At 74.8% G+C, this 25082-nt stretch carries 24 protein-coding genes and 1 riboswitch; of the genes, 8 read left to right on the forward strand and 16 right to left on the reverse strand.

Annotated elements, in window-relative coordinates; translation table 11 throughout:
- Window positions 1–68 precede the first annotated feature (68 nt).
- The 4 genes from AAEM63_RS18350 to AAEM63_RS18365 all read right to left on the reverse strand — a co-directional run bounded on the left by AAEM63_RS18350 (window position 69) and on the right by AAEM63_RS18365 (window position 4398).
- Window positions 69–896 (reverse strand): ECF transporter S component, encoded by an 828-nt coding sequence (locus AAEM63_RS18350; RefSeq protein WP_341359642.1) that lies wholly within the window; start codon window positions 894–896, stop codon window positions 69–71.
- Window positions 893–2530: an ATP-binding cassette domain-containing protein gene (locus AAEM63_RS18355; protein ID WP_341359643.1), complete on the reverse strand. Its 1638-nt coding sequence runs from the start codon at window positions 2528–2530 to the stop codon at window positions 893–895. The genes AAEM63_RS18350 and AAEM63_RS18355 overlap by 4 nt, the downstream gene beginning before the upstream one ends.
- A complete protein-coding gene (locus AAEM63_RS18360; protein ID WP_341359644.1) occupies window positions 2527–3579 on the reverse strand; it encodes an energy-coupling factor transporter transmembrane component T in 1053 nt (350 codons plus the stop codon). The genes AAEM63_RS18355 and AAEM63_RS18360 overlap by 4 nt, the downstream gene beginning before the upstream one ends.
- A 117-nt stretch (window positions 3580–3696) precedes the next feature.
- Window positions 3697–4398, reverse strand: a complete 702-nt coding sequence (locus tag AAEM63_RS18365; RefSeq protein WP_341359645.1) for a hypothetical protein — start codon at window positions 4396–4398, stop codon at window positions 3697–3699.
- A gap of 135 nt (window positions 4399–4533) precedes the next feature.
- Window positions 4534–4609: riboswitch (cobalamin riboswitch) on the reverse strand.
- A gap of 121 nt (window positions 4610–4730) precedes the next feature.
- On the opposite strand from AAEM63_RS18365, the gene AAEM63_RS18370 reads away from it, so the two are divergent.
- Complete coding sequence (locus AAEM63_RS18370; RefSeq protein ID WP_341359646.1) at window positions 4731–5282, forward strand: cob(I)yrinic acid a,c-diamide adenosyltransferase; 552 nt, start codon at window positions 4731–4733, stop codon at window positions 5280–5282.
- Between the two features lie 98 nt (window positions 5283–5380).
- Here AAEM63_RS18370 and gtfA read toward each other — a convergent pair whose 3' ends face one another.
- Window positions 5381–6880 carry a sucrose phosphorylase gene (gene gtfA / locus AAEM63_RS18375; protein WP_341359647.1) on the reverse strand — a complete coding sequence of 500 codons (1500 nt, stop codon included), beginning with the start codon at window positions 6878–6880 and terminating at the stop codon, window positions 5381–5383.
- A gap of 277 nt (window positions 6881–7157) precedes the next feature.
- Between gtfA and AAEM63_RS18380 the strand changes: the two genes are divergently transcribed.
- From AAEM63_RS18380 to AAEM63_RS18390, 3 genes are all read left to right on the forward strand, one after another.
- A complete protein-coding gene (locus AAEM63_RS18380; protein ID WP_341359648.1) occupies window positions 7158–10175 on the forward strand; it encodes a S8 family peptidase in 3018 nt (1005 codons plus the stop codon).
- A gap of 217 nt (window positions 10176–10392) precedes the next feature.
- Complete coding sequence (locus AAEM63_RS18385) at window positions 10393–11106, forward strand: PIG-L family deacetylase (protein WP_341359649.1); 714 nt, start codon at window positions 10393–10395, stop codon at window positions 11104–11106.
- The gene (locus AAEM63_RS18390; RefSeq protein WP_341359650.1) at window positions 11103–12143 is read left to right on the forward strand and encodes a sucrase ferredoxin; all 1041 of its coding nucleotides are present in this window, start codon (window positions 11103–11105) and stop codon (window positions 12141–12143) included. Before AAEM63_RS18385 ends, AAEM63_RS18390 begins: the two co-directional genes overlap by 4 nt.
- 43 nt (window positions 12144–12186) lie before the next feature.
- Here AAEM63_RS18390 and AAEM63_RS18395 read toward each other — a convergent pair whose 3' ends face one another.
- Entirely contained in the window at window positions 12187–13386 is a 1200-nt protein-coding gene (locus tag AAEM63_RS18395) for a cation:proton antiporter (RefSeq protein WP_341359651.1), read from the reverse strand.
- A gap of 9 nt (window positions 13387–13395) precedes the next feature.
- On the reverse strand, window positions 13396–13881 hold the full coding sequence (locus AAEM63_RS18400) for a cation:proton antiporter regulatory subunit (protein ID WP_341359652.1): 486 nt from the start codon (window positions 13879–13881) through the stop codon (window positions 13396–13398).
- A 137-nt stretch (window positions 13882–14018) separates the two neighbouring features.
- On the opposite strand from AAEM63_RS18400, the gene AAEM63_RS18405 reads away from it, so the two are divergent.
- Both AAEM63_RS18405 and AAEM63_RS18410 read left to right on the forward strand, forming a co-directional pair.
- A complete protein-coding gene (locus tag AAEM63_RS18405; protein ID WP_341359653.1) occupies window positions 14019–15356 on the forward strand; it encodes an AI-2E family transporter in 1338 nt (445 codons plus the stop codon).
- Window positions 15353–16240 carry a ribonuclease Z gene (locus tag AAEM63_RS18410; RefSeq protein ID WP_341359654.1) on the forward strand — a complete coding sequence of 296 codons (888 nt, stop codon included), beginning with the start codon at window positions 15353–15355 and terminating at the stop codon, window positions 16238–16240. Before AAEM63_RS18405 ends, AAEM63_RS18410 begins: the two co-directional genes overlap by 4 nt.
- Before the next feature lie 24 nt (window positions 16241–16264).
- Here AAEM63_RS18410 and AAEM63_RS18415 read toward each other — a convergent pair whose 3' ends face one another.
- The 4 genes from AAEM63_RS18415 to AAEM63_RS18430 all read right to left on the reverse strand — a co-directional run bounded on the left by AAEM63_RS18415 (window position 16265) and on the right by AAEM63_RS18430 (window position 20009).
- Window positions 16265–17368: a HoxN/HupN/NixA family nickel/cobalt transporter gene (locus AAEM63_RS18415; RefSeq protein WP_341359655.1), complete on the reverse strand. Its 1104-nt coding sequence runs from the start codon at window positions 17366–17368 to the stop codon at window positions 16265–16267.
- An 80-nt stretch (window positions 17369–17448) separates the two neighbouring features.
- Window positions 17449–18267, reverse strand: a complete 819-nt coding sequence (locus tag AAEM63_RS18420; protein WP_341359656.1) for a sulfite exporter TauE/SafE family protein — start codon at window positions 18265–18267, stop codon at window positions 17449–17451.
- A 2-nt stretch (window positions 18268–18269) separates the two neighbouring features.
- Window positions 18270–19640: an MBL fold metallo-hydrolase gene (locus AAEM63_RS18425; protein ID WP_341359657.1), complete on the reverse strand. Its 1371-nt coding sequence runs from the start codon at window positions 19638–19640 to the stop codon at window positions 18270–18272.
- A gap of 45 nt (window positions 19641–19685) precedes the next feature.
- On the reverse strand, window positions 19686–20009 hold the full coding sequence (locus tag AAEM63_RS18430; RefSeq protein ID WP_123915708.1) for a rhodanese-like domain-containing protein: 324 nt from the start codon (window positions 20007–20009) through the stop codon (window positions 19686–19688).
- 306 nt (window positions 20010–20315) lie between these two features.
- Here AAEM63_RS18430 and AAEM63_RS18435 point away from each other — a divergent pair, with 306 nt between their 5' ends.
- On the forward strand, window positions 20316–20996 hold the full coding sequence (locus tag AAEM63_RS18435; protein ID WP_341359658.1) for a DUF2202 domain-containing protein: 681 nt from the start codon (window positions 20316–20318) through the stop codon (window positions 20994–20996).
- 446 nt (window positions 20997–21442) lie between these two features.
- Here the strand turns inward: AAEM63_RS18435 and AAEM63_RS18440 are convergent, their stop codons facing one another.
- The gene (locus AAEM63_RS18440) at window positions 21443–21835 is read right to left on the reverse strand and encodes a SufE family protein (protein ID WP_341361408.1); all 393 of its coding nucleotides are present in this window, start codon (window positions 21833–21835) and stop codon (window positions 21443–21445) included.
- A gap of 53 nt (window positions 21836–21888) precedes the next feature.
- Window positions 21889–22785 (reverse strand): sulfurtransferase, encoded by an 897-nt coding sequence (locus tag AAEM63_RS18445; RefSeq protein ID WP_341359659.1) that lies wholly within the window; start codon window positions 22783–22785, stop codon window positions 21889–21891.
- A gap of 65 nt (window positions 22786–22850) precedes the next feature.
- On the opposite strand from AAEM63_RS18445, the gene AAEM63_RS18450 reads away from it, so the two are divergent.
- Window positions 22851–23564: an SOS response-associated peptidase gene (locus AAEM63_RS18450; RefSeq protein WP_341359660.1), complete on the forward strand. Its 714-nt coding sequence runs from the start codon at window positions 22851–22853 to the stop codon at window positions 23562–23564.
- Between the two features lie 17 nt (window positions 23565–23581).
- On the opposite strand, the gene AAEM63_RS18455 is transcribed toward AAEM63_RS18450, so the two are convergent.
- From AAEM63_RS18455 to AAEM63_RS18465, 3 genes are all read right to left on the reverse strand, one after another.
- A complete protein-coding gene (locus AAEM63_RS18455) occupies window positions 23582–23857 on the reverse strand; it encodes a formate/nitrite transporter family protein (RefSeq protein WP_341359661.1) in 276 nt (91 codons plus the stop codon).
- Window positions 23842–24324 (reverse strand): formate/nitrite transporter family protein, encoded by a 483-nt coding sequence (locus AAEM63_RS18460; RefSeq protein ID WP_341361409.1) that lies wholly within the window; start codon window positions 24322–24324, stop codon window positions 23842–23844. Before AAEM63_RS18460 ends, AAEM63_RS18455 begins: the two co-directional genes overlap by 16 nt.
- 284 nt (window positions 24325–24608) lie before the next feature.
- Window positions 24609–25067, reverse strand: a complete 459-nt coding sequence (locus AAEM63_RS18465) for a hypothetical protein (protein ID WP_341359662.1) — start codon at window positions 25065–25067, stop codon at window positions 24609–24611.
- Window positions 25068–25082: the final 15 nt, after the last annotated feature.

A 25082-nucleotide genomic window follows, 5' to 3' on the forward strand; every position in this document is an offset into this window, starting at 1 on the left:
GTGCGCGATCAGGGCCGGTCAGGGCCGGTCAGGGCCGGTCAGGGCCGGTCAGGGCCGGTCATGGCCGGTCAGGCGAGAGGCTTGCCGCTGGTCCGCGCGTCCGCCTCGAACAGGACCGCGGGCTCCCCGAAGTGGGCTCGCGCCGACGCCCGTCGGAGCGTCGCCAGCACCGGGCGCCCGAGCAGGAGGACACCTGCTGCCGTGGTGACGGCCCGCCCGACGTCCCACCCGAGCGACGTCGCGACGCTGTAGGTGAGGAACCGGCCGAGGTTCTCGCCCAGCGCCTCGCCCGCCACGAACGAGAGCTCGGTGCCGAGCCCGAGCTGGAAGGGCCAGAAGGACAGGTTCATGGCCAGCCCGTAGAGCAGGGCGGCCACCACGGCGTAGGCGGCCAGCATCGCCAGCTCGGCCCCACCGCGCGTCCGCCTCGGCAGGAGGCCTGCCCCCAGTCCGATCCACGAGGCCCCGAGCATCTGGAAGGGGAGCCAGGGCCCGACGCCGCCAGTGAGCAGGGCTGAGGCGAAGAGGGTCGTCGACCCCAGGACGAACCCGAACCCCGGCCCGAACACCCGCCCGCCGAGGATGAGGAGGAAGAAGACCGTCTCGATCCCCGCCGTCCCGGCGGCGAGCGGCCGGAGCACCGCGCCGAGGGCGGACAGCAGACCGAGAACGGCGATCGCCTTGACGTCCAGCCCGCCGTCGGACAGGCCGACGAGCACCACGGCGAGCACCCCCGCCAGGACGACGCCGAGCACCAGCGGCGCGGTGGTCGCGTCCGAGAGCACCGCGCCCGCATCGACGAGGAGGGGCCAGGTGAAGGCCAGCAGGCCGACCGCGGAGGCGAGGACCAGCGTCACGGCGGTCCGCCCCCCGACCGGCACCGCCGGCCCGCTCACGTCGCCCTCCCGACGGCGAGGAGCTCACGCACGTCGTCGACGGTGAGGACGTCGAGCGGCCGGAGGATCTTCGACACCTGGGGGGCGAAGGTGGGCGACCCGCGCAGGACGTCGCCGACCGGGCCGTCGGCGACGACCTCACCGTCGGCGAGCACGAGCACCCGGTCGGCGAAGCCGGCGACGAACTCGACGTCGTGGCTGGACAGGAGCACCGCGGTGCCCGCCGCCGAGAGGTCCGCGAGGTCGCGGGTGAGCCGGTCCTTCGCGGCGTAGTCGAGGCCGCGCGTCGGCTCGTCCAGGAGGACGACCGCCGGTCGGGCGGCCAGCTGCACCGCCAGCGCGAGGCCCAGGCGCTGGCCCTCGGAGAGGTCGCGGGGATGGGCGTCCGCGGGGACGCCGGGCACGAGCCGGTCCAGGGTCGCGCTGACGGTCCCGGGCTCGGCACCGGCCTGCTCGTCGCCGGCGGCGCACTCGGCACCCACGGTGTCGAGGTAGAGAAGGTCCGAGGGCGACTGCGGCACCAGGGCGATCCGGCGGCGCGCCTGCCCGGGAGGCAGCCCGGCAGGGTCGGAACCGGGGGTTCCCACCCGCACCGAGCCGCCCGAGCGGGGGCCCTGCCCCTGGAGCGCCCAGAGCAGCGAGGACTTGCCGGAACCGTTGCGGCCCATGACGGCGACGAGCTCACCCGGCCGCAGGTCGAGGTCCACCCCCCGCAGGGCGTGCACCGCTCCGTGACGGACCTCGACCCCGCGGGCGGTGAGCAGGGGTCCGGCCACCGGCGGCGTCGCCGGTCCTCCGGCGGCGCCGGACGACCCGCCCAGCTCCACCAGCCGGTCGTGCAGGGGCCGGGCGACCCTCCGTGCGTCGCGCACCGACATCGGCAGCGGGTCCCACCCGGCCACCCTGCCAAGCTCCACGACCGGCGGGGCGACGGCGGAGCGCGCCAGCACCTCGGCCGGCGGGCCGGTGACGGCGCGTCCGGTGACGTCGAGGGAGATCACCCGGTCCGCGAACTGGACCACCCGCTCGAGCCGGTGCTCGGCGAGGAGCACGGTCACGCCGAGGTCGTGCACGACGCGGGCCAGCGCGGCCAGAACCTCCTCCGCGGCGGTAGGGTCCAGCGCCGAGGTGGGCTCGTCGAGCACGAGGACCCGCGGCTGGGCCGTCATCACGGCGCCGATGGCGACCCGCTGCTGCTCGCCACCGGAGAGGTCGGCGAGGGGCCGCGAGCGCAGCGGTGCCAGCGACAGCAGGTCGAGGACCTCCTCCACCCGCTTGCGCATGATCCCCGGTGTCACGCCGAGCTGCTCGAGCGAGAAGGCGAGCTCCTCCTCGACCGTGTCCGTGACGAACCCGGCCACGGGGTCCTGCCCCACGACACCGACGACGTCGGCGAGGTCGCGCGGCCGGTGGTCGCGGGTGTCGCGGCCCTCGACGACGACGTGCCCGGCGAGGAGACCGCCGGTGAGGTGCGGGACGCGACCGCTCGCCGCCCCGAGCAGCGTCGACTTCCCCGAGCCGGTGGGCCCCACGACCAGGCAGAGCTCGCCCTCCTCCACGTGGGCGCTCACCCCACGCAGGGCCGCCCCCGCGGCGCCGGCATAGGTGACCGTGACGTCCTCGAACCGGATCATCGCGACCCCCGTGCGGGCCGCGGGACCAGATGCCCGACGGCCATCGGCACCAGCGCCGCGGCGACCGCCACCAGCCCGAGCGCCGGCACGGACCAGGCGAGCGACCCTGCCGGCGGGGTGAGGTCGGCTCCTGCGGCCGCCAGGACCACCGCGCCCGCCGCGACGGCGCCCGCCCCGGTCACGAGGGTCTCGGTGCGGCGCCAGGGGTCCGGCCGGTAGCGGCTCCGGCGCACCTGGCGCCCCGCCACCCGGGAGGCCTGGACGGCGACGACGGCGCCCACGGCCAGCACCGGCAGGCCCAGCCAGCGCGGCGCGGTGGTGTCGAGCAGGGCGTAGGTGCCGACGACCGCGGCGGCGAGGGCGACGACGAGCGCCCACCCGACCCGTCGGTCGCCTCCCGGCGTCGCGGCCCGGGCGTAGCCGCGTGAGTCCATCGACGCGGCGAGGGCGAGGGCGTGGTCGAGGGCGTCCTGGAGGACGGGCATGAGGCGGGCGGCGGCAGCCCGGGGGCCACGGCCGCCCGCTCCTCGCAGCCGCTGCGCGCGTCGCACCCGCAGCACGGAGGAGACGAGCTGCGGGGTCACGGTCACGGCGATGACGACGGCCGTGCCGAGCGGGTGGAGCGAGGCGGGCAGCGCCCGCAGCGCCCGCTTGGGGTCGGCGAGCGCGTTCGCGGCGCCGAAGCAGACGACGAGCGCGGCCAGCCGCAGGCCCTCGGTGACGGCCGCGAGAAGTGAGGTGAGGTGGAACGGGCCGAGCACCTCCACCCCGCGCACCCACGCGGGCAGGGTGACGACCGGCAGGTCGAGGACCACCGGCCCGGACCCGCCGAGCCCGAACACGAGGGTGAAGACCACGCGGAGCACGACGATCGCGGCCCCGAGCACGAGGTAGGCGGGGAAGGCCCGCGCCCACGGCGAGTCGTCGCGCCGGGCGAGGACGACCGCGACGACGGCGCCGAGCAGGAGGGTGACCAGGACGGGGTGGGTGGTCGCCGAGAGGGCGACGGCGACGCCGAGGGCCCAGGCCCACCACGCCAGCGGGTGCACCCGAGCGGCCGGGCGCGCGCTCCGAGAGGCGCCCGGACGCGCCGGCCGACCGGCCGGCACCGTCCGACGGTCGGACGGACCCGTCGCGTCGACCCTCGTCGCGGCCACGCCGTCCGCCTAGCTCCGGCGCCGGACGAGGACGACGGCCACCAGCGCGACGAGCGCGCCCACCGCGAGCGCGGCACCGACCGGGAAGCCGCCGTCCGCGTCCGGTCCGTCACCGCCCACCTCGTCCGTCGCCGCCTCGCCGGAGGCGTCGGCGGAGTCCGGGGCCGAGGCGCTCGCGTCCTCCGTGGCGGCGTCGCTCGCTGCCGTGCCGGCGAGCGCGGCCGGGGCGACACCCGGCCCGGTGGAGCCGTCGTTGTAGCGCCAGCCCTCGAAGGTCCCCGGTACCGGGTCGGTGGTGTCCGCGCCCTCGGTCTGCGCGACCCAGTCGCCCGCCGGCTCGGCGGTCCAGTACGACCAGTAGCTGCCGTCGAACTCCTCGGGGCACGGGTCGGGCAGACCCTCGACGGCGCAGATGAACCCGGGCGAGGAGTCGGTGGGGACGAAGCCGGCGGACTCGAGCGCCTCACGGCCGGTCGCCGGGTCGCCGTCCGCGCAGCCGACCTCGACGGCGCCACCGAGGTCGGTGAGGTCGACCACGACCGTGACGCCGTCGGGGCCCGTGCACGCATCGCCGGTCGCGACGGAGGCTGCCACCACCGGAGCGGCCGGCGCCGGGGACGCCGGGACAGGAAGGGTCGCGGCCGCAGCCGTGGCGGGGGCGGCGAGGGCGAGGACCGCCACCGCGGTCAGGGCCGCCGGTCGTAACGTCATGGGGTGCCTCTCGGTGCAGCGGCCTGCGCACGCAACCCGCGCGGCCCGTCCGGGCGCCCGTGGGGCGCGGCCGGACACGGCCGTCTCGGGCTCCGTCCGCAGACCTCGACGGGTAGAGCCTTGCACCCGTCGTCAGGCATCCCGGCTCGCCGCCGGCACGAGACCGACGGCCCACGGTTGCGGGTCAGCGCCGGACTTGGACCGGCTTCCCCCGATGATGGGCTGCTCGCAGTGTAGGCGGTGGCGCCCCGCGCGAGGTGGCCCAAGGACCTAGGTCCCTCCAGGATCGGTGTGCGTGCCGTGCGGGAGCCGCTCGGTGGGATGCTGGGCCCGTGGCACGCATCTACACCGGCACCGGTGACGACGGCACGACCGGCCTGTTCCTCGGTGGCCGGGTGTCCAAGGCGGACGTCCTCGTGGAGGCGTACGGCGACGTCGACGAGCTCGTCGCGGTCCTCGGGGTGGCCCGGGCGGCCTGCCCGGACGAGCGCCTCGCCGCCGTGGTCCTGGAGCTCCAGCGCGAGCTGTTCGTCGTCGGCGCGGACCTCGCCACCCACCCCGACCGGCGTCACCACCTCCAGGACGGCGTCTCCCGCGTCACCGAGGAGATGGTCGCCGGCCTGGAGGAGCTCATCGACGCCGAGGTCGCCGCGCGTCCGCTGCGCCCGGTGTTCGTCGTGCCGGGCGCGACCGTGCCGTCCGCGGCGATCGACCAGGCCCGCGCCGTCGCGCGTCGCGCCGAGCGGCACGTGCTCGCCGCCGCCGGGGCGGGGCACGACGTCAGCGAGCACGTCCGGCTCTACCTCAACCGGCTCTCCGACCTGCTGTTCGTCCTGGCCCGCGCCGCCGCCGGGGACGCCGAGGAGCCCGCCAGCCACGACTGACGGGGCCGGCGGAGCCGTTCGCGAACGACCCGCCGCAGCGGCCGCGCGGGGAGCTCGACCGCGGCGCCTCGGCCGGGCCGGTCCCGCGAGCTCCGCCCTCAGACCAGGGCCGAGGTCCCCGTGACGAGGTCGGAGCAGGTGCGCCCGGGCCCGGCGGGGTCCGCCGGGTCGGTGAGCGTCACGGTGGCGCGCGCCGCGGCCAGGTCCGCCTCGAGGACGGCGCGGTGGTCGCCGTCGGACCACGTCATCGTCACGACCGGACCGTCGCCGCCCGTGACGCACGCGCCCTGGAACGCGGGGTGGGTGTTGCGCACCCGGACGAGGTTCAGCAGGGCGCGCACGACCGGCCGTTCGAGACCGGCGGTGATCTCCTCGGGCGTGTAGTGGTGCCGGTTGATGTCCCGCCCGACGCCCGTCCGGGCGAGGAGGTCCATGTCGTTCGTGCCGGCGAGCAGGCCGACGTAGTAGATCTGCGGGATGCCGGGGGTGAAGAGCTGGACGGCGCGCGCCAGGAGGTAGGCGGCGTCGTCGCGGCCGAGCGCGTCGTAGTAGGTGCAGTTGACCTGGTAGACGTCGACGTTGGAGGCCGCCCAGCCGGTGGCCTGGCGCGACCGCCCCTCGGAGCGCTCGTGGATGCCCTCGACGAGGGCGTCGACCTCGTCGGGCGTGAGCAGGCCCGGACGGCCGGGCTCGATCTGGTCCGGGCCGACGTCGACGACGCCGATGCCGTCGTGGGTGTCGAGCACCGTGACGGCGTTGGTGGGTCGCACGTCGAGCCAGCGTCGCAGGGCCGCGCCGTCGCCGGTGTAGAGCGCGTGCAGCAGCAGCGGTGGCAGGGCGAAGTCGTAGACACGGTCCACCCGGGCCGCGATGGCCACCTGCCGCTCGAAGTGGCTGTGGATCTCCACGAGGACCTCCGCGCCGAGCGCCCGGGCCCGGGCGGTGAGGTCGTCGATGAAGGCGAAGGTGTGCTCGGTCATGAACGACGACGTCCCGGCGGTCTTGACCGCGTAGCCGACGGCGTCGAGCCGGACCATGGTCACCCCGCCGGCCGTGAGCGCGCCGAGGACGCGGTCGAGGTAGGCCTGGCCGGCCGGGTGGGACAGGTCGAGGTCGATCTGCTGAGAGGTGAAGGTCGTCCAGACGAGGCGACGGCGTCCCCCGAGCGTCATGGGGGTGAAGGGCAGGCCGGGGCGTGGGCGGTAGATCCCGGCGAGCTCGTCCTCGTCCGCGCCGTCGGGGTAGACGGCCGACATCGTGAGGAACATCCCGGCGTGCGGGGAGTCGTCGCCCCGGGCGAGCACGTCCTGGAACTCCGCGGAGCCGGCCGAGACGTGGTTGACGATGAGGTCGGCCATGAGGGTGTAGCGCGCGGCGAAGGCGCGCACGTCGTCCCAGCCGCCCATGCGCGGGTCCACCGCCGTGTGGTCGACGGGGTCGAACCCGGCGTCGGCGCCGTCGTAGGGGGTGAAGAACGGTAGGAGGTGCACCCCCTCGAAGACGTCCGCGAGCGGGCCGTCGAGCAGGTCGAGCAGGCCTGCGACCGAGCCGCCGAAGCGGTCGGCGTAGGCGATGAGCTGGACACCGGGCTTCCCCATGGCTGCGTCTCCTCTGACGACGGGCTCGACCTGCTGTGCCCGCGGTGGGCGGGGCACGGGACGGGTGCTTGCCGCACCAGTCTTGCGCGAACCGGCCGCGGCGTCCCGGGGACCACGCGCCAGGGACGGCCCGGGGTGGCCGGATCGTGCCATGGCACGAAGAGGTCAAGCGGGAACCGCATGCGGCTACAGACAAACGGACATCCGGGCGCATTGAATACCGGAACCTGTCGTCCCCGACAACCTGTGCCGTCTCTTGACCGTAGGAGATCCATCGATGTCAGCCTCTTCCAGGTCGCGCCGGCGCGCAGCAGCCGCCGCGGCCACCCTCGGAGTCGTCCTCGCGGCGCTCCCCACCGCCGCGAGCGCCGGCTACCTGCCGGCCGTCGCGGCCCCTGCCGGGCTCACCCTCACCGGCACCGCCGACACCGGGCTCACCGAGCTCGCCGAGGACTCCGCGTTCGAGGACGGCGCCTACGTCGTCGTCATGGACGACGCCCCCGTCGCCGCCTACACCGGCGGCGTCGCGGGCTACGCGGCGACCAGGCCGGCCGCCGGGGAGAAGTTCGACCCCACGACCGCCGCCGCGAACCGCTACCGCGGCCTGCTGCAGAAGGAGCAGGAGCGCGTCATCGCGGCCACGGGCGTGGAGGCGCGTCAGCGGTTCACCGACACGGTCAGCGGCTTCTCGGCCACCCTGACCGCCGCGCAGGCCGAGGCGCTCGCCAAGCAGCCCGGGGTTCTCGGGGTCACCCCCGACGACCTCATGCAGCCCGACACGGCGGTCTCGCCCGACGTCCTGGGTCTCTCCGGCGAGGACGGCGTGTGGGAGCGGCTCGGCGGCGTGGAGAACCTCCGTGGCGGCGCGGGCTCCGGCGTCGTCGTCGGGATCATCGACTCCGGCATCCGGCCCGAGCACCCCTCCTTCGCCGACCTCGGCCTGCGCGCCGCCCCCGCCACGGGCTGGCGGGGCGCGTGCGAGACCGGGGAGGAGGAGGACTTCTCCTGCTCGGACAAGCTCGTCGGCGCCCGGTTCTACGCCGAGACCTTCGCGGCGAACAACGACCTCGCCGAGTACGAGAGCCTGTCCCCGCTCGACGTGGACGGTCACGGCACCCACACCGCCAGCACCGCGGCCGGCAACGCCGGCGTCGAGGCGGTCATCGACGGCGTGAGCTACGGCGAGATCTCCGGCATGGCCCCGGCCGCCCAGGTGGCGGCCTACAAGGTCTGCTGGGACTCCACGACCGGGGGCGGCTGCTACGGCAGCGACTCCGTCGCCGCCATCGAGGACGCGGTCGCCGACGGCGTCGACGTCCTCAACTTCTCCATCAGCGGCACCCTGACCAACGTCCTCGACCCCGTCGAGCTGGCCTTCCTCGGCGCCGCCGAGGCCGGCGTCTTCGTCGCCGCCTCCGCGGGCAACAGCGGCCCCGGCGTCTCGACCGTGGCGCACCCGTCGCCGTGGATCACCACCGTGGCCGCCTCGACCCACAACGTCATGGAGGCCACCCTCGTCACCGGCGACGGGCAGCGCTACATCGGCGCCTCCGTCCAGGGCGAGATCACCACCGACACCCAGATGGTCGTCTCCGAGGACATCCCCGCGGACGGCGCGAGCGTCGCGGACGCCGGGCTGTGCGTGCCCGGCTCGCTCGACCCGACCGGCGCAGCAGGGAAGATCGTGGTCTGCGACCGTGGCGTCATCGCCCGCGTCGACAAGAGCGCGGCGGTCGAGCAGGCCGGCGGCGTCGGCATGGTCCAGCTCAACGTCACCGAGAGCTCGCTCGACGCCGACATCCACGCCGTCCCCTCCGTGCACCTGTCCCACACGTACCGCGACGCCGTCCGGGCCTACGTCCGCACGGCCGAGAACCCGGTGGGCCGGATCCTCGACACGAACGAGGGCACCACCACCGAGGTGCCCGAGGTAGCGGGCTTCTCCTCCCGCGGGCCCTCGCTCGCGGCGGGCGGCGACCTGCTCAAGCCCGACGTCTCCGCGCCCGGTGTGAGCGTCCTCGCCGGGTACAGCCCCGAGCTGGGCGGCATGGACTTCAACTTCGTCTCCGGCACGTCGATGTCCTCCCCCCACATCGCGGGCCTGGCCGCCCTGGTGATCCAGGAGCACCCGAGGTGGTCGCCCATGGCGGTCAAGTCGGCGATGATGACGACGGCGGACCCGCACGCGAGCGCCACCTCGTCCGACCCGTTCGCCTCCGGCGCCGGGTTCGTCGACCCGAGGGAGTTCCTCGACCCGGGCCTCGTCTACGAGACCAGCTCCCAGGACTGGTGGGACTTCCTCGCCGGCCAGGGCGTCGTCTGGGGCGACGGGACGCCCGTCTCGGACAACCCCGTCGACGCCTCCGACCTCAACCTGCCGTCGATCGCGATCGGGCAGCTCGTCGGCTCGCAGACGGTGACGCGCACCATCACCAACGTCACCGGGAGGACCGCGACGTTCACCGCCGAGATCACCGGGCTCGACGGGCTGGATGTGACCGTCTCGCCCGAGACCGTCACCCTCAAGAAGGGCGCCTCCGCCGAGGTCACGATCACCGTCGCCGGCACGGACGCGACGCGGATGGGCGCCTACGCCAAGGGTGAGCTCGTGTGGACCGGCTCCGACGGCTCGTCCGTGGGCAGCCCCGTCGTCGTCCGGCCGGTCCCGGCCTCCGCGCCGGCGATCGTCACCGCCCCGGCGGGCGCAGGTTCCGTCGACATCGAGATCCTGCCCGGCTTCAGCGGCACCATCGGGACCGACGTCGACGGTCTCGCCGCCGGCGAGGTCACCGCGGCCACCGCGCCGGACACCGCCGGCGCGGACGGCGGCGCGGCGATCACCGCGGGGCAGGTCTACTCCCAGGACTTCACCATCGGCACGGACAGCCCGCTGGTCCGCATCGAGCTGAGGTCGACCGACCCCGACGGCGACGACCTCGACCTCTTCCTCACCAGGAAGGACAGCACTGAGATCGTCGCCGCAGCGGCGACCGGGGCGGCCGACGAGGCCCTCACCATCGACAACTTCCCGTCCGGGGAGTGGACGCTCCACGTCCAGGCGTGGGCGGTCGGGGACGGCTCGGCCGAGGCCGAGTTCGACGTCCGGTTCTTCGAGGTGCCGGACGCCGACACCGGGAACCTCACCCTGGACCCGAGCGAGCTCGTCGTGGCCCGCGGCGAGCCGGCGACGGTGACCGCGGCCCTGCCGGGCGACGCGACGGTGCCGTACTTCGGCCGGGTGAACTTCACCTCGGGCGGGTCCACCGTCGCCTCGACCCTGGTCTCGGTGGGCTGAGGCGGCACCACCGCACCAGCCGGCACCACCGCACCACCCCGCTGCCCCGTCGAGCCCGGCTCGGCGGGGCAGCGGCGCGCTCGGGTCGTGGTCCGCGCGGCGGAGATCCTTCCGGCGAGCGGAATGCGCCGGTGTGCCCCAGTGTTGACCCTGGAGCCGACGACGTCGGCGCCCTGCTCGCGCGCGTGCGCGGGCGGCACACGACCGTAGGACACCCGTGAGCGTCAGCACCGAGACCACCCGCCCGAGCGTGCCGGGCCTGCCGCCCTGGCGGCGGGCCCTGGTCGTCGTCGCGCACCCCGACGACGAGTCCTTCGGCCTCGGCGCGGTCATCGACCGGCTCGTCAGCGCCGGGACGGCCGTCGAGGTCCTGTGCCTCACCCACGGCGAGGCCTCCACCCTCCACGGGGTCGAGGGCGACCTCGCCGTCCTGCGCGCCACCGAGCTCGACCGCGCGGCCGAGGCCCTCGGCATCAGCCGCACCGTCCTGCGCTCCTACCCCGACGGTGGCCTCGCCGGTGTCGGCACGGAGCTGCTCACCGAGGAGGTGGTCGCGGCGCTCGGCGACGGCGACCTCCCCGACGCCCTCATCGCGTTCGACCCCAGCGGCATCACGGGCCACAGCGACCACCGGGCCGCGACGGACGCCGCCCTCGCCGCGGCCGCGCGCCTGGACCTGCCGGTCCTCGGCTGGACGCTGCCGGCCGACGTCGCCCGTGACCTCGCCGAGGAGTTCGGCGCCCCGTTCACCGGCCACGGCCCCGACGACGTCGACCTCGTCCTGCCGGTGACGCGTCGCCGTCAGCGGGTGGCCGCCGCGGCGCACGCCAGCCAGGTGCTGCCCGAGTCGGTGCTGTGGCGCCGCCTCGAGCTGCTCGGCGACGTCGAGCACCTGCGGTGGCTGCGACCCCCGGTAACGTCTCGGGCGTGACCCCCTTCCCCGACTCCTGCAGCGGGCTCAGCCTCGCCGCGGGCGAGGCCCTGGCGGGTACGGCGTCCACAGCCGCCGGCTACCTGCTGCTCGAGCACGGCGGCCCCTGGGGCGCGAAGGTCATGCGCGACGCCGTCTTCCCCGGCCCCGGCGGCGACGGGCTCGGAGGCCGCCTGCAGGAGCTCCTCACCCCGCTGGGCGTGACCCCCCTGCTGGTCCGGCGGTGCGGGGCCCGCCACGGCGTGCCGTCCCCTGCCACCGTCATGCTCGTCGCCCTCGGCGCGGCCGGTGGTCACGGCGCCCGCCGGCAGGTCACCCACCTCGGCGAGGTCGCCGGCTGGGACCTCGCCGCGGCGCTGGTGACGCTGCGCGCGGGGGACGTGCCGGACGGCTGGGAGCCGCTCGGCACCCAGTACCTCGTCTGCACCCACGCCAGGCGCGACCCGTGCTGCGGGCGCCTGGGACGGCCGCTGGCCGCCGCCCTCACCGCCTCGGTCCCGGACCGCACCTGGGAGGCGAGCCACCTCGGCGGGCACCGCCTCGCGGCCAACACCCTCGTGCTGCCGGAAGGGGTGGTGTACGGCCGCCTGACCCCGGCCGACGTCCCCTCCCTCATCGAGGCCCACGACGGCGGCCGGCTCCTCGTCGGTGCGCTCCGCGGACGGGCGGCGCTGCCACCGCCGCTCCAGGCCGCCGAGATCGGCCTGCGCCTCGCCACCGGGACCGACGCCGCGGGCGCGCTGACTCTGCTCGGCACGGCACCGACAACCGTTGCGCCGTCGGCCGGCGGCCCCGCGCCGGAGCCGGCCGCCCCCGCCGTGCACGACCCGGTCGCACCGGCCGCCTCGGGCCCGGCCCGGCCCCCGGTCGCTCCCTCCACCACCTGGGTGAGCCGGTGGGCCGCCGGGACACAGGTGTGGCGGGTGAGCGTGGACGTGCTGCCCGGCACCGGCGGACCCCGCCCGGCAAGCTGCGGGGACGAGCCCGTCGCGCCGGCTGTGCGCCACGAGGTCACCTCCGTCACCGCGGAGCCCTGACCACGGCGGACGTCACCCCCGGGCCCCGCCGAGGCGTGGTCACTCAGCGGCGGGGCGGCACCCGGCCCGCCCCGGCGGGGACCGGGAGCGGGGCGACGATCCGCAGCCGTTCGGCGACCGGCTCGACGAACCGCGCGAGCAGCGGGCCGACGACCGCGAGGACGAGGACGTACGCCGCGGCCACGGGGCCGATGGCGGGGGCGAGCGGCACGGCGAGCCCGGCGATGACCACGGAGAACTCCCCGCGGGGCACGAGGGCGGCGCCCGCGCGCAGCCGGCCCCGGCGGCGGACGCCGTCCCGCGCCGCGGCGAACCAGCCGGTGCCCATCTTCGTCCCGGTGGTCACCGCCGCGAGCGCGAGTGCCGCGGGGAGCACCGGCCACAGCGCGGCGGGATCGGTGGACAGGCCGAACGCGACGAAGAAGATGGAGGCGAAGAGGTCCCGGAGGGGGCTGAGGAGCCGGCGGGCCCGGTCCGCGAAGCTCGTCGGCACCGCCAGGCCGACGAGGAACGCCCCGACTCCGGCGCTGGCGCCCAGGCCCTGGGCGAAGCCGGCCACCAGCAACGTCAGGCCCATGAGCCGCAGCAGCACCAGCTCGTCGTCGTCGTGCGCGAGGAGCCGGCCCACCCGGTGCCCGCCACGGTGGGCCGCCAGGAGCACGAGGAGCACAGCGCCCAGGGCGAGCAGCACCCCGACCAGCGCCTGGAGCGGGCCGCCGCCGGCCAGGATCACCACGAGCACCGGGAGGAACAGCGCCATCGCGATGTCCTCGATGACCAGGACCGAGAGGACGGCGGGTGTCTCGCGGTTGCCGAGCCGGTCGAGGTCGGTGAGGAGGCGGGCGACGATCCCGGAGGAGGAGATCCACGTGACGCCGCCGAGCGCGACCGCGGCCGGCCAGGGAAGGCCCAGGAGCAGCCCCGCGACGAGTCCCGGAGGGAAGTTCAGGAGCAGGTCGGTCAGGCCGGACGAGCTGTGCCGCCGCAGCGAGCCGATGAGCTCGGGCGCGGAGAACTCCAGACCGAGGGTGAGCAGGAGGAGGACGACGCCGATCTCGGCGCCGACGTCGACGAACGGCTCCGCCGCGTGCAGGGGCACCAGACCGCCGTCGCCGAACACGAGGCCGGCGAGGAGGTAGAAGGGGATGGGCGAGAGGCCCGCGGTGCGGGCGACGAGGCCGAGGACGGACAGACCGGCGAAGAGCGCACCGAGCTCGACGAGCAGCCTCGCGAGCTCGTCCACCCCTGCTTCCTAGGCCGGCTCGTCGAGGAGCGCGCCGAGCTCGTGCAGGCCGGTCTCGCCGCCGATGGCGACGAGGACGTCGCCCCCGCGCAGCGACGCGTCGGGTCCGGGGGCGGTCACGACGTCGTCGCGCCGCACGATGGCGACGACCGAGCACCCCGTGCGCGTCCGGGCCTGGGTGTCGCCCAGCACGGCCCCGTCGTAACGGCTGCCCGGCTCGACGGTCAGGCGCGCCGAGACCAGTCCCGGGACCTCCCGGGAGAGGTCGGCGAAGCGCTGGGTGACCCGCGGTGCGCCCATGAGCTCGGCGAGAGCGGTCGCCTCCTCCGCCTGGAGGTGGACCGTGTCGGTGGCCTCGTCCGGGTCGTCCTCGGCGTAGGAGAAGAGGTCCACCTCGCCCTCGCGGTGGACGACGAGCCCGATGCTGCGGCCCTCGCGGGTGGACAGCTCGTAGCGGATGCCCACGCCGGGCAGAAGGGTCTCGACGATCTCCACGGGCTCATCCTGCCAGGGACGCCCGACCACGGACGGGCCCCTCACGTCACAGGTGCGTGCCATCATGATGACGCCGGCCCGAGGCCCGTCCGCACGCCGGTCCCGCCCCCCGGCGGCCGCCGAGAGCCGAGGTCCTGATGACAGCTCCGACCGCAGAACCGCCGACGCCGGTCCGGGCCGTCCCCGTCAGCGTCGTGCTCGTCGTCGTCGCCGCGTCGGTGACGGTCGCGGTGGTGGGACTCAACGCCGTCCAGGGGATCTTCGCGCCCACCTTCTTCGCCCTCACCCTGGTCATCGCCGGACGCCCGTTCCAGAAGTGGCTCGTGCGGGTGGGCTGGCCGCCGTGGCTCGCGGGGACGGCGGTGCTCCTGGGCCTGTACGGGCTCCTCCTCGTCCTCGTCGCCGGGACGGGCATCGCCGTCGCCCAGCTCTCCACTGCGCTGCCCCGCTACGCGGGCCGGTTCACCGGGATGTGGGACGAGGTCCTGCTCTGGCTCGAGGGCCTCGGCGTGGCGACCGGGCAGATCGACGACGCCCTCGACAGCTTCAGCGTGGACAGCCTGGTGGGCCTGGCCGGGAGCCTGCTCGACAGCCTCGGGGCGGCGTCGTCGCAGGTCCTGCTCCTGGTCATGATGATGTTCTTCATCAGCCTCGACGTCACGGCGGGCGCCCACCGCTGGGACCTGCTGCGCCGCGCGCGGCCCCTGCTGGCGGGGGCTCTGGCCGACTTCGCCCTGCGCGTGCGCCGGTACTGGGTGGTCAGCACGGCGTTCGGGCTGCTCGTGGCCGCCCTGGACGTCGTGGCCCTGCTCGTCCTGGGCGTCCCGATGGCCCTGACCTGGGGGGTGTTCGCCTTCGTCACGAACTACATCCCCAACATCGGCTTCGTCATCGGCCTCATCCCGCCGGCGCTGCTCGCCCTCCTCGACGGCGACGTCGCCACGATGGTGTGGGTGATCGTCGTGTACTCGGTCGTCAACTTCACGATGCAGAGCGTCGTCCAGCCGAAGTTCGTCGGCGACGCCGTGGGCCTCAACCCGACCGTGACGTTCCTGTCCCTGGTGTTCTGGGCCCTCGTCGTCGGTCCGCTCGGGGCGATCCTGGCCGTCCCGCTCACGCTCTTCTTCCAGGCGGTGCTCATCACCGCCGACCCCCGGGCGCACTGGCTCAACGCCTTCCTCGAGTCGGGCCGGGTGGCCGACGCCGAGACCGCCGCCGCCGCACCCCCGGCAGCCGACCTCACCGGCGCCACGCCCCCTGGGACGGCAGCCGACACCGGCGCACGTCCGGGTCACGTCGCCCCCGTGGCCGCACCCCGCGACGACCCCGCGCTACCCGGCGGTCCCGACGGCCCCGCGCCGTCCGCGAGCCGGACGGCGCCCCCGCCGGGCGCTGCGCCGGGTCCGGTGGTGGGTGTCACCGCCGCCGACGCCGGCCCGGCCGGCGCGCCCCCCGACCACGCCGGCACACCGTGACACGCGAGCTCGTCGTCCTCGGAACCGCCTCCCAGGTCCCCACCCGGACCCGCAACCACAACGGCTACCTCCTGCGCTGGGACGGGACGGGCTACCTCTTCGACCCCGGCGAGGGGACGCAGCGGCAGATGACCCACGCGGGTGTGGCGTCGTCGTCGGTCCACCACATCTGCCTCACCCACGTCCACGGCGACCACTGCTACGGGCTGCCCGGGGTCCTCTCACGCATGGCGCTGGACGGTGTCGAGCACCCCGTCCACCTGCACTACCCGGCGCAGGGCGAGGAGGTCGTGCGGGCGCTGGTGGCGGTCGCCACCCGCCCGCCGGACCTGCGGCTGCACCCGCACGGCTCGGCGGGTGAGGTCGCCGAGGGGCTGTCCGTGGCACCCCTGCGCCACCGGGTGGCCACCTTCGGCTACCGGCTGGCCGAGCCTCCCGGGCGGAGCCTCGTGCCCGAGCGGCTGGCCTCGGCGGGGATCGCGGGGCCCGACGTCGGCCGGCTGCTGCGCGAGGGGACCCTCCGCGGGACCGACCTGGCAGACGTCAGCGTCCCGCGGCCGGGACAGAGCTTCGCCCTGGTGATGGACACCGCACCGTGCGCAGGGGCCGAGGAGCTGGCCGACCGGGTGACCGTGCTGCTCTGCGAGTCGACCTTCGCCGACGACGACGCCACGCTCGCGCACACCTACCTCCACCTCACGGCGGGCCAGGCGGGCGTGCTCGCGGCGACGGCCGGCGTCGCCCGGCTCGTCCTCACCCACTTCTCGTCGCGGTACCCCGACGTCGAGCTCCTCGTCCGGCAGGCCCGCGCCCGTGCCGGCGCGACCCCCGTGGTGGCCGCCACCGACCTCGACCGGTACGTCCTCCCGCCCCGCCGGGGCTGAGCGCCGGCGGCTCTGAGCGCCGGCTCAGGCCCGGACGGTGCCCCATCGCTCCTCGATGCGGCCGAACCGCCACACCGCGACGCTGACGAGCCAGACCAGGACGAACGTGGCCACCAGGCCGTACCCGACGTAGGTCATGTCCAGGGCGGCGACGGCACCGAGTGGTCCGCCGTCGACGTCGAAGGTCTCCGCGGCGAGCTGGCCCAGCACGACCGTGCCGATGCCCAGCGCCGCGACGACCGAGATCACGGTGACCGTGAGGTTGTAGTAGACCTTGCGGACCGGACGCAGGAACGCCCAGCGGTAGGCGCGGGCCATGAAGATCCCGTCGGCGGCGTCGAAGAGGCTCATCCCGGCGGCGAAGAGGACCGGCAGGACGAGGATCGCGTACCAGGGCAGGGTGAACGCGGCGGTGCCGCCCGCCAGGACGAGCAGGGCCACCTGGGTGGCGGTGTCGAAGCCGAGGCCCATGAGCAGGCCCACGGGGTAGAGGTGCCAGGCCTTGGTCACCCGGCGCATGACGCGCGAGAGCAGCCGGGCGAGCAGCCCGCGGTTGTTGAGCAGGCGCTCCAGCTCGGCCTCGTCGAGCGGTGCCCCGCGCATCTCACGGAAGACCCTGACGATCCCCGAGACCGACCCGAGGTTCATGAGGCCGATGACGATGAGGAACGTCCCCGCGACGACCGTGCCGATGAGCCCGAGCGTCTGCTGGAGCTGGGAGCTCTCGTCCTGAACGGGGCCGGCCAGGACCCGCACGCCCAGGGCCAGCAGCAGCGAGAGCGCGAACACGACGCTGGAGTGGCCGAGCGAGAACCAGAACCCGGCACTGAGGGCCGGCCGCCCCTCGCCGACCAGCTTGCGGGTGGTGTTGTCGATCGCGGCGATGTGGTCCGCGTCGACGGCGTGCCGCACGCCCAGGAGGAAGGCGGTCACCCCGAGGCCGACCCCGAATACCCCGGTGGAGCCGACCGCGATCTGCTGCGGGGCGACGGCGAGGACGAGCACGCCCCAGCCGACGACGTTGAGGAGGACGACCACCGCGGCCATGCCCGCGACGGAACGTCGCTCCGCGCCGGACCAGGAGCGCCGGGTGGTCGGCGTGCGGGGGCGGGTCAGCGTGTCGGGCATGGCGATCCTTCCGGCAGCGGGCGGGGGCGGCACGGGTGGGACGAGTGGGACGGAGTGTGGCAGGTGGGTGGGGCGGACCGTCAGACGAGCCGGGGGACGGACTGTGCGGCCATGGCCACGGCCACGAGGACGAGCAGCACCGTGAAGGCCAGGCTGAGCCGCTCCGGACGCACCCGGGTGACCACCCGGCTGCCCAGGAGGCTGCCGGCGACCGCGGCCGCGGTGAACAGGCCGAGGACCGCCCAGTCCAGGCTCACCTCCTGCCCCAGGCGCGCGGCCAGGGAGGTGACGCTGTTGACGCTGATGACGACGAGGGAGGTGCCCACGGCCACCGGCATCGGCAGGCGCAGCGCCAGCACGAGCGCCGGGACCGCCGCGAAGCCTCCGCCGACCCCGAAGAAACCTGTGAGGAGGCCGACCCCGGCGGCGGTGAGGACCAGGACGGCGGCCCGGCCGCAGTCGCAGCGCAGCGGCCGCAGGCTGAGGATCGGGCTCGTGCGCGCCTCGACGACGGGCCCGCCGGCCCGGGCGGACCGGGCGGCGCTGCGCCTGCGGTGGGTCATCAGACCGGCGACCACCAGGAGCAGCCCGGCGAACGCAGCCAGGAGCACCTGGGGGTCGACCCGCACGGACAGCAGCGACGCCGGGTACGCCCCGGCGACGCCGAGGAGCCCGAAGACCAGCCCCTGACCCAGCCGCACCCGGCCTGCCCGCAGGTGCGGGATCATCCCGATCGCGGTGGTGATCCCGACGATGATGAGCGAGCCGGTGGTGGCCGACCGCACGTCCTGGCCGAGGAGGTACACCAGTGCCGGGACGGTGAGGATCGAACCGCCGCCGCCGAGCGCCCCGAGGGTGATGCCGACGAGCAGGCCGAGCGGGATGGTCAGGGCGAGCACCGTCAGACCGCCGCGGTCTCCTCGAGCACCGGCAGGCCGGCGGCGCGGGCGGACTGGTCGAAGGAGTCGTCGATGACGACGACCCGGTGACCCCTGGCCATGAGGAACGAGGCGGCCATGGTGGCGCGGTAGCCGGCGGCGCAGTGCACCCACACCTCACCGGCGGGCACCTCGTCGATCCGGCCCAGGAGGTCGTGCAGCGGGATGTGCACGGAGCCCTCGATGTGCCCGTCGCGCCACTCCGAGACCCGGCGGACGTCGACCACGGAGACCTCGCGGTGGTGGCGGACCTGCGCGAGGTCGGCGAAGGTCGCGCGGTCGATCGTGGCCAGCGGCTCGTCGGTCCAGTCCTCCGGTCCGCCGGTCGCGGCCGCGGCGGGCCGGTCGATGCCGATGCGGACCAGCTCGCGCTGGGCCTCGGCGACCTGCTCGCGGGCCTCGCCGAGCAGGGTGACCGGGGTGCCCCACGGGATGAGCCAGCCGAGGTAGGTGGAGAACTGCCCGTCCAGCCCGAACGCGAACGAGCCGGGGACGTGCCCGGCCGCGAAGGCGGTCCGGGTGCGCAGGTCCACGAGCCACTCCCCCGCCTCGAGACGACGGCGCAGCTCGGCCTTGTCGGCCTGCTCGGGGAAGGACAGGTCCGGTGCCGCGGGGCCGCCCGCGTTGGCCGGGCCCATGTGGACGTAGTACGCGGGGTAGACGTCGAGCCCGGCGACGACCTCGGCGACGTAGTCCGCCTCGTCCTGGGAGAGGACCGGGTTGATGAGCCGCTCCTGGGCGATGGTCGACGCCGTGGTGTCGCCGCCGGCCGAGGTGGCCGAGCAGAAGCTGCCGAACCCGTGGGTCGGCATGACCTTCGTCGAGCCCGGGAGCTCCTCGGCGAGGCGGCGCGCCGAGCGGAACTGGTGGTGGGCCAGGTCGTGGGTGTGCTCGGCGCCGAGGAGGTCGGGCCGGCCGGTGGAGCCGAAGAGCAGCGAGCCGCCGGAGAAGACGGCAGGCGAGTCGCCCCCGAGGGCGTAGGACATGTGGGTGAAGGTGTGGCCGGGCGTGTGCATGGCCCGGACCCTGAGCTCGGCGCTGACCTCGACGACGTCGCCGTCGCGGATGGGCTCGCGCTCGAAGGAGACGTCGTCGTCGGCGTTGACGTAGTAGCGCGCGCCCACCTGCTGCGCGAGGGCGTACCCGCCGGTGACGTAGTCGTTGTGGATGTGGGTCTCGAAGACGTGGGTGATCCGGACGCCGGCCTTCTCGGCCGCGTCGAGCATGCGGTCGATGTCGCGCTGGGGGTCGACGACGAAGGCGACCTCGCCGTCGTGGACCAGGTAGCTGCGGTCGCCGAGGGAGGGGGTCTCGATGGAGATGATCGTGGCCATCAGGTCAGGTCCTTTGCGGTGTCGGGTTGCTGGGCGGTGTCGCGCTCAGGCGCGGTCGCGGTTCGGTCCGGTGACGACGGGGTGGCCCTGGGAGATCCACGCCATGGTGCCGCCGTCGACGGAGTAGGCGTCGTGGCCGGCCCGGACGAGGTAGTCCATGACGGTCCGGCTGCGGTTGCCGCTGCGGCAGATGACGTACACCGGCTCGCCCTTGGGCAGGTCGGTGTGACGGACGGGCACCTGGCCCATGGGCAGCAGCTCCGCGCCGGGGACGTGGCCCTCGACGTACTCGGAGGGCTCGCGCACGTCCAGGACGTAGGCGCCGGTGGCGCGAGCGGCGGCGAGCTGGTCGATGGTGACGACGGGCATGGATGGTCACTCCTGTTCTGTGTGGGGCGGGACCGGACGCTATACCCCAGGGGGTATAGGCGCAAACAGGGAGGGTCCCGGAGATATTCCACGCCCCTGTTCCTCCGTCACACCAGGGCCGCAGGGCCCGGCTCGGGAGGCGGGCCCTGGACCCGGCCCGCTCCCGGCCCGCCGCTGTCCGTGACGGGTCCTCGGCGGCGCCGCTTCACGAAGGCTTCACACGGGCGACGCCGAGGCCCTCACGCGCGGGCGGTGGACTTGTTCTCAAGACCGAGGGGGCATCGAGCCCCGGGAGAGGTGAGCACGATGAGGATCATGAGGACGGGTGCTGTGGCACTGGCCGTCGTCGCCGTCGCCGTGGGGACGGCGGGCGTCGCGACGGCACGACCGGCGGGCCCCGGTGACGGCTGGTCCGGCGGCCCCAACCGCAGCGGCGACCCGGTCGCGGCGGTGACGGTGGACCTCACCGACGAGGAGGTGGCCGGCCTGGTCTTCACCCGCGAGGAGGAGGCGATGGCACGCGACCTCTACCAGGCGTTCGCCGAGCTGTACCCGGAGACGGAGATCTTCACCCGCATCGCGACGAGCGAGCAGCGTCACTTCGACGCGATCGGCAACGTCCTCGAGCGGTACGGGATCGACGACCCCAGCACGGGTGAGCCGGGCGTGTACGTCGACGACGCGATCCAGGACCTCTACGACGGCTGGCTGGCCGACGGCTCGGAGTCGGTGCAGGCCGCGTACGAGGTCGGCGTCGAGCTCGAGAGGGTCGACGTCGAGGACCTCCAGGGCCTCATCGACGCCACCGACAACGCGATGCTGGACCGGGTGTACTCGAACCTGCTGGCGGGTTCGGAGAACCACCTCGCCGCGTTCGAGGCGGCGGCTGCCGGCGAGACACCCGCCCTGTGCACGCAGGACGGCACGGGCATGCAGGACCGGCAGATGATGGGCCGGGGCGGTCGCGGCCCGGGTCACCGGAGCTGATGAACCGGTAGTCACACGCCAGGCACGGCACGGCAGGTATCCACACCGCCGGGCACGGCACACCAGGCTCGGCACGCCGGGCACGGCACGCCGGGCACGGCACGGCACGGGACGGCACGGGACGGCACGGGACGGGCGGCACCCTCAGGGGTGCCGCCCGTTCGCGCGCACAGAACCTCTCGCGAGCCGGCATCCGCCGCTCCAACGGGGAGGAAGTGACGGATCGGGTCACATCCGGCGGCTCATCCCCGGCGACGTCTCCCCGACGAGCGCCACAGACATGGCGCCGGCTCTGCCTGGCCTCACTGCCCTGCCCGGCCGTGGCTGAGCTTGCCTGGCCTTGGCCCTGCCTGGCCGTGGCGAGAACCCGGCGCGGCGCGACCCGGTGCAGCCGGGCGCAGCGCGGCCGGGCCACCGCGCCTCGCGCCTCGCGGCCGGACGGCGGGTCAGATCCCGGCCTTCTCCTTCACCTGGCGCTTGATGCGCCCGAGCATCCCCGCCATGCCCCGCAGGCGCAGCGGGCTGACGACCTCGGCGAGGCCGAGCCGGCCGGTGAAGTCGGCGGGCACGTCGAGGATCTCCTGCGCCGTCCGGCCGTCGAGGCCCTCGTGGAGGATGCCCGCGAAGCCGCGGGTGGTGGGCGCCTCGCGCGGGGCGGAGAAGTACAGCCGGACCACGGCGTCCCCGCCCGCGCCCTCGACCTCGGTGAGCAGGAAGATCGGCGACTGGCACTCCGGGACCGGCTCGAGGAGCTCGGGGTGCTCCGCGTAGCGCTCCGGCAGGTCGGGCAGCCCCTGGCTGAACTCCAGCAGCAGCTGGAGCCGCTCGGGGACGGGCATCGCGGTGAAGTCCTCCGCGATCCCGGCCAGGCCCTCGGGCAGGTCGGTGGTCGTCACCGCGTCACCTCACCCGGCTCCTCGCCGCGGGCGATGGGCACCCGCACGGCGTTGCCCCACTCGGTCCACGAGCCGTCGTAGTTGCGCACGTCCGGGAAGCCGAGGAGCTGCTGCAGGACGAACCACGTGTGGCTCGACCGCTCCCCGATGCGGCAGTAGGTGATGACCGGCTCGGCTGCGTCGAGGCCCTTCTCGTCGACGTAGATCGAGGCGAGCTCGTCGCGCGAGCGGAACGTCCCGTCCTCGTTCGCGGCCCGCGCCCACGGCACGGACTGCGCGCCGGGGATGTGGCCGCCGCGCAGCGCCCCCTCCTCGGGGTAGTCCGGCATGTGGGTGCGCTCGCCGGTGTACTCCGGCAGCGAGCGCACGTCCACGAGCTGACCGCCGAGGAAGGCCACGACGTCGTCCTTGAACGCCCGCACGGGTGCGTCCTCGCGCTCGACGACCGGGTAGTCCGCCGCTGCCGGCGACGGCCTCGCGGTGGTCATCTCCCGGCCCTCCGCCTCCCACTTGGCGCGGCCGCCGTCGAGCAGGCGCACGTCCGGGTGGCCGAACAGCGTGAAGACCCACAGCGCGTACGCGGCCCACCAGTTGTTCTTGTCGCCGTAGATGACGACCGTGGTGTCGCGACCGATCCCCTTGGCGGACATGAGCCGGGCGAACCCGGCGCCGTCGACGTAGTCCCGGGTGACGGGGTCGTTGAGGTCGAGGTGCCAGTCGACCTTGACCGCACCGGGGATGTGCCCGGTCTCGTAGAGCAGGACGTCCTCGTCGCTCTCGACGACGACGAGGCCCGGCTCGCCGAGGTGCTCGGCGAGCCACGTGGTGCTCACGAGCCGCTCCGGGTGGGCGTAGTCGGCGAACTTCGGGTCGTCGTCACGGGGCAGGGTCATGGCGTCTGGCCTCTCGTCGGGGGGTGCGGCTGCTCCCATCCTCTCACCGAGGCACACTGGTCGGTATGTGCGGTCGCTACGCCAACGCCCGTCGGGACGCCGACCTCGTGGGTGCCTTCGGGATCGAGGACGTCGTCGGGGACGAGCCGGCGCCGTCGTGGAACGTCGCACCGACCGACGACGTCCGGGTGGTGCTCGAGCGGGCACCGCGCGAGGAGCCCGAGGAACGTCCCGCTCGTCAGCTGCGCACCGTCCGCTGGGGGCTGGTCCCCTCGTGGGCGAAGGACGCCTCGATCGGCTCCCGGCTCATCAACGCCCGCTCGGAGTCGGTGACCGAGAAGCCGGCCTTCAAGGCCGCGGCCGCCCGACGCCGCTGCCTGGTCCCCGCGGACGGGTACTACGAGTGGGAGAAGCTGCCCTCGGGCGGCAAGCAGCCGTACTTCCTCCACGGCGACGGCGTGCTCGGCTTCGCCGGTCTGTACGAGCTGTGGCCGGACCCCTCGATGGACGCGGACGACCCCGCGCGGTGGTGGTGGACGTTCACGATCCTCACCACGCGCGCCGGTGACGCGCTGGGACACATCCACGACCGCACCCCGGTCGTGGTGCCACCGGCGATGGCCGGCGACTGGCTCGACCCGCGGCTGACGAAGGTCTCGGAGGTGCGCGCGATGATCGAGGCGATGCCCGAGCCGGTGCTCGAGCCGCGGCCGGTGGGTCGGGCGGTGGGCAACGTCGCCAACAACGGGCCGCAGCTCGTCGAGCGTGTCGAGCTCTGACGTCTCACCGCTGAAGGTCAGGGGCGGGCAGGCGCCGCCGTGACGGGCTGTCCGGCCGGCTCGCCATCCGGCGACGTGTGGGCCGGACCCCTCGGGTGCGCGAGGGACATCGCCATCGCGACGAGGGTCAGCGCCCCGAGGAAGTTGCCGGCGAGGACCGGCAGCTGGTTCCACAGCCACCAGTCGCCGACCCCGACCGGGGCGCCCAGAAGCATCCCGGCGGGGATGACGAAGAGGTTGACGACCCCGTGCTCGAAACCGAGGGCGAAGAACGTCATCACCGGCAGCCACATCGCCGCGATCTTCCCGCCGGTGCTGGTCGAGTCAGACCCATGACGACGCCGGTCCCCACCAGCCAGTTGCAGAGCACCGCCTTGACGGCCACGAGCACGAGACCGGCGCCACCGAGCGCCTGGTGGTCGAGGGTCTTGTGGACGGCGAGATCGACGAGGGCGCGGGCGACCGGGGCGTCCGCCGTCGTCCACATCTCGGTGACGACGGCCGCGAAGAGCAGCGCGTAGAGACCCCCGCCGAGGGTGTGCCCGACGACCACCCACCAGAAGGCACGGAGCATCTCCCGCGTCCGGACCCGGCCCTCGCGCACGGCCAGCGGGACGACGGCGAAGGACCCGGTGACCATCTCGAGGCCGAGGAGCAGGACGATGACGAAGCCGACCGGGAAGAGCAGCGCCCCGAGGACGGGCGCGCCGGTCTGCACCGCCGCGGTCAGCGCCAGGGTCGTCGCCGCGCCGAGGAACATCGCCCCCACAGGGCGCCGCGCAGCACGAGGGTGCGCCGGTCGAGGTGAGCCTTCTTGGCCCCGAGGGCGACCATGGCGTCGACGACGGCGGCGGGCTCGACGTAGGACACGGGTCCTCCCGGGGAGGCGGCTGGGATCCCTCCCGACGCTAGGGACCCGCCGCCCGTCCGCTGCGGGACCAACGCCCGCCCCTCCCTGTGGCGTGCGCCACGGGGGGCCCGGCTCGGACGAGCGGGGCCGGCGGCCCGGTCGGACCGTGGCCCACCGGCCCTCCCGGCGTGCCGCTACTGCGCGGCGGCCTCGAGCTCGTCGGTGAGGTCGGCGATCCGGTCCCCGAGGGACTCCAGCACGGCCCGGACCTCCGGCTCGGCGTCCTCGGCGGCGGCGGAGACCTGGTCGCCCGCCTCGGCGAGGGAGTCCTCCGCGGCCTGGACGGCCTCGGCGTCGTCGGCGTTCTCGAGGGCCGCCTGGGCGTCCTCGATCGCCGAGCCGGCGGAGGTGACGGCCTCCTCGACCTCGGCGCGGGCGTCGGGGGCGAGGTCCTCCAGGGCCGCCTGGGCGTCGTCGAGCGCCGCGCCCGCCTCGTCGGCGGCCTGGCGGGCGGCGTCACCGAGGTCACCGGCGGCGGCGGAGACGGTGTCCCCGACCTCCTCGAGCTCGGGGGTCTCCTCCTCGGAGCACCCGGTCAGGGCGAGGGCGGCGGCCAGGGCGAGGACTGCGGTGGCGGAACGGCGGCGGGACACGGGATCTCCTTCGGT

The organism is Georgenia sp. M64 (assembly GCF_038049925.1).
Classification (GTDB): Bacteria; Actinomycetota; Actinomycetes; order Actinomycetales; family Actinomycetaceae; genus Georgenia.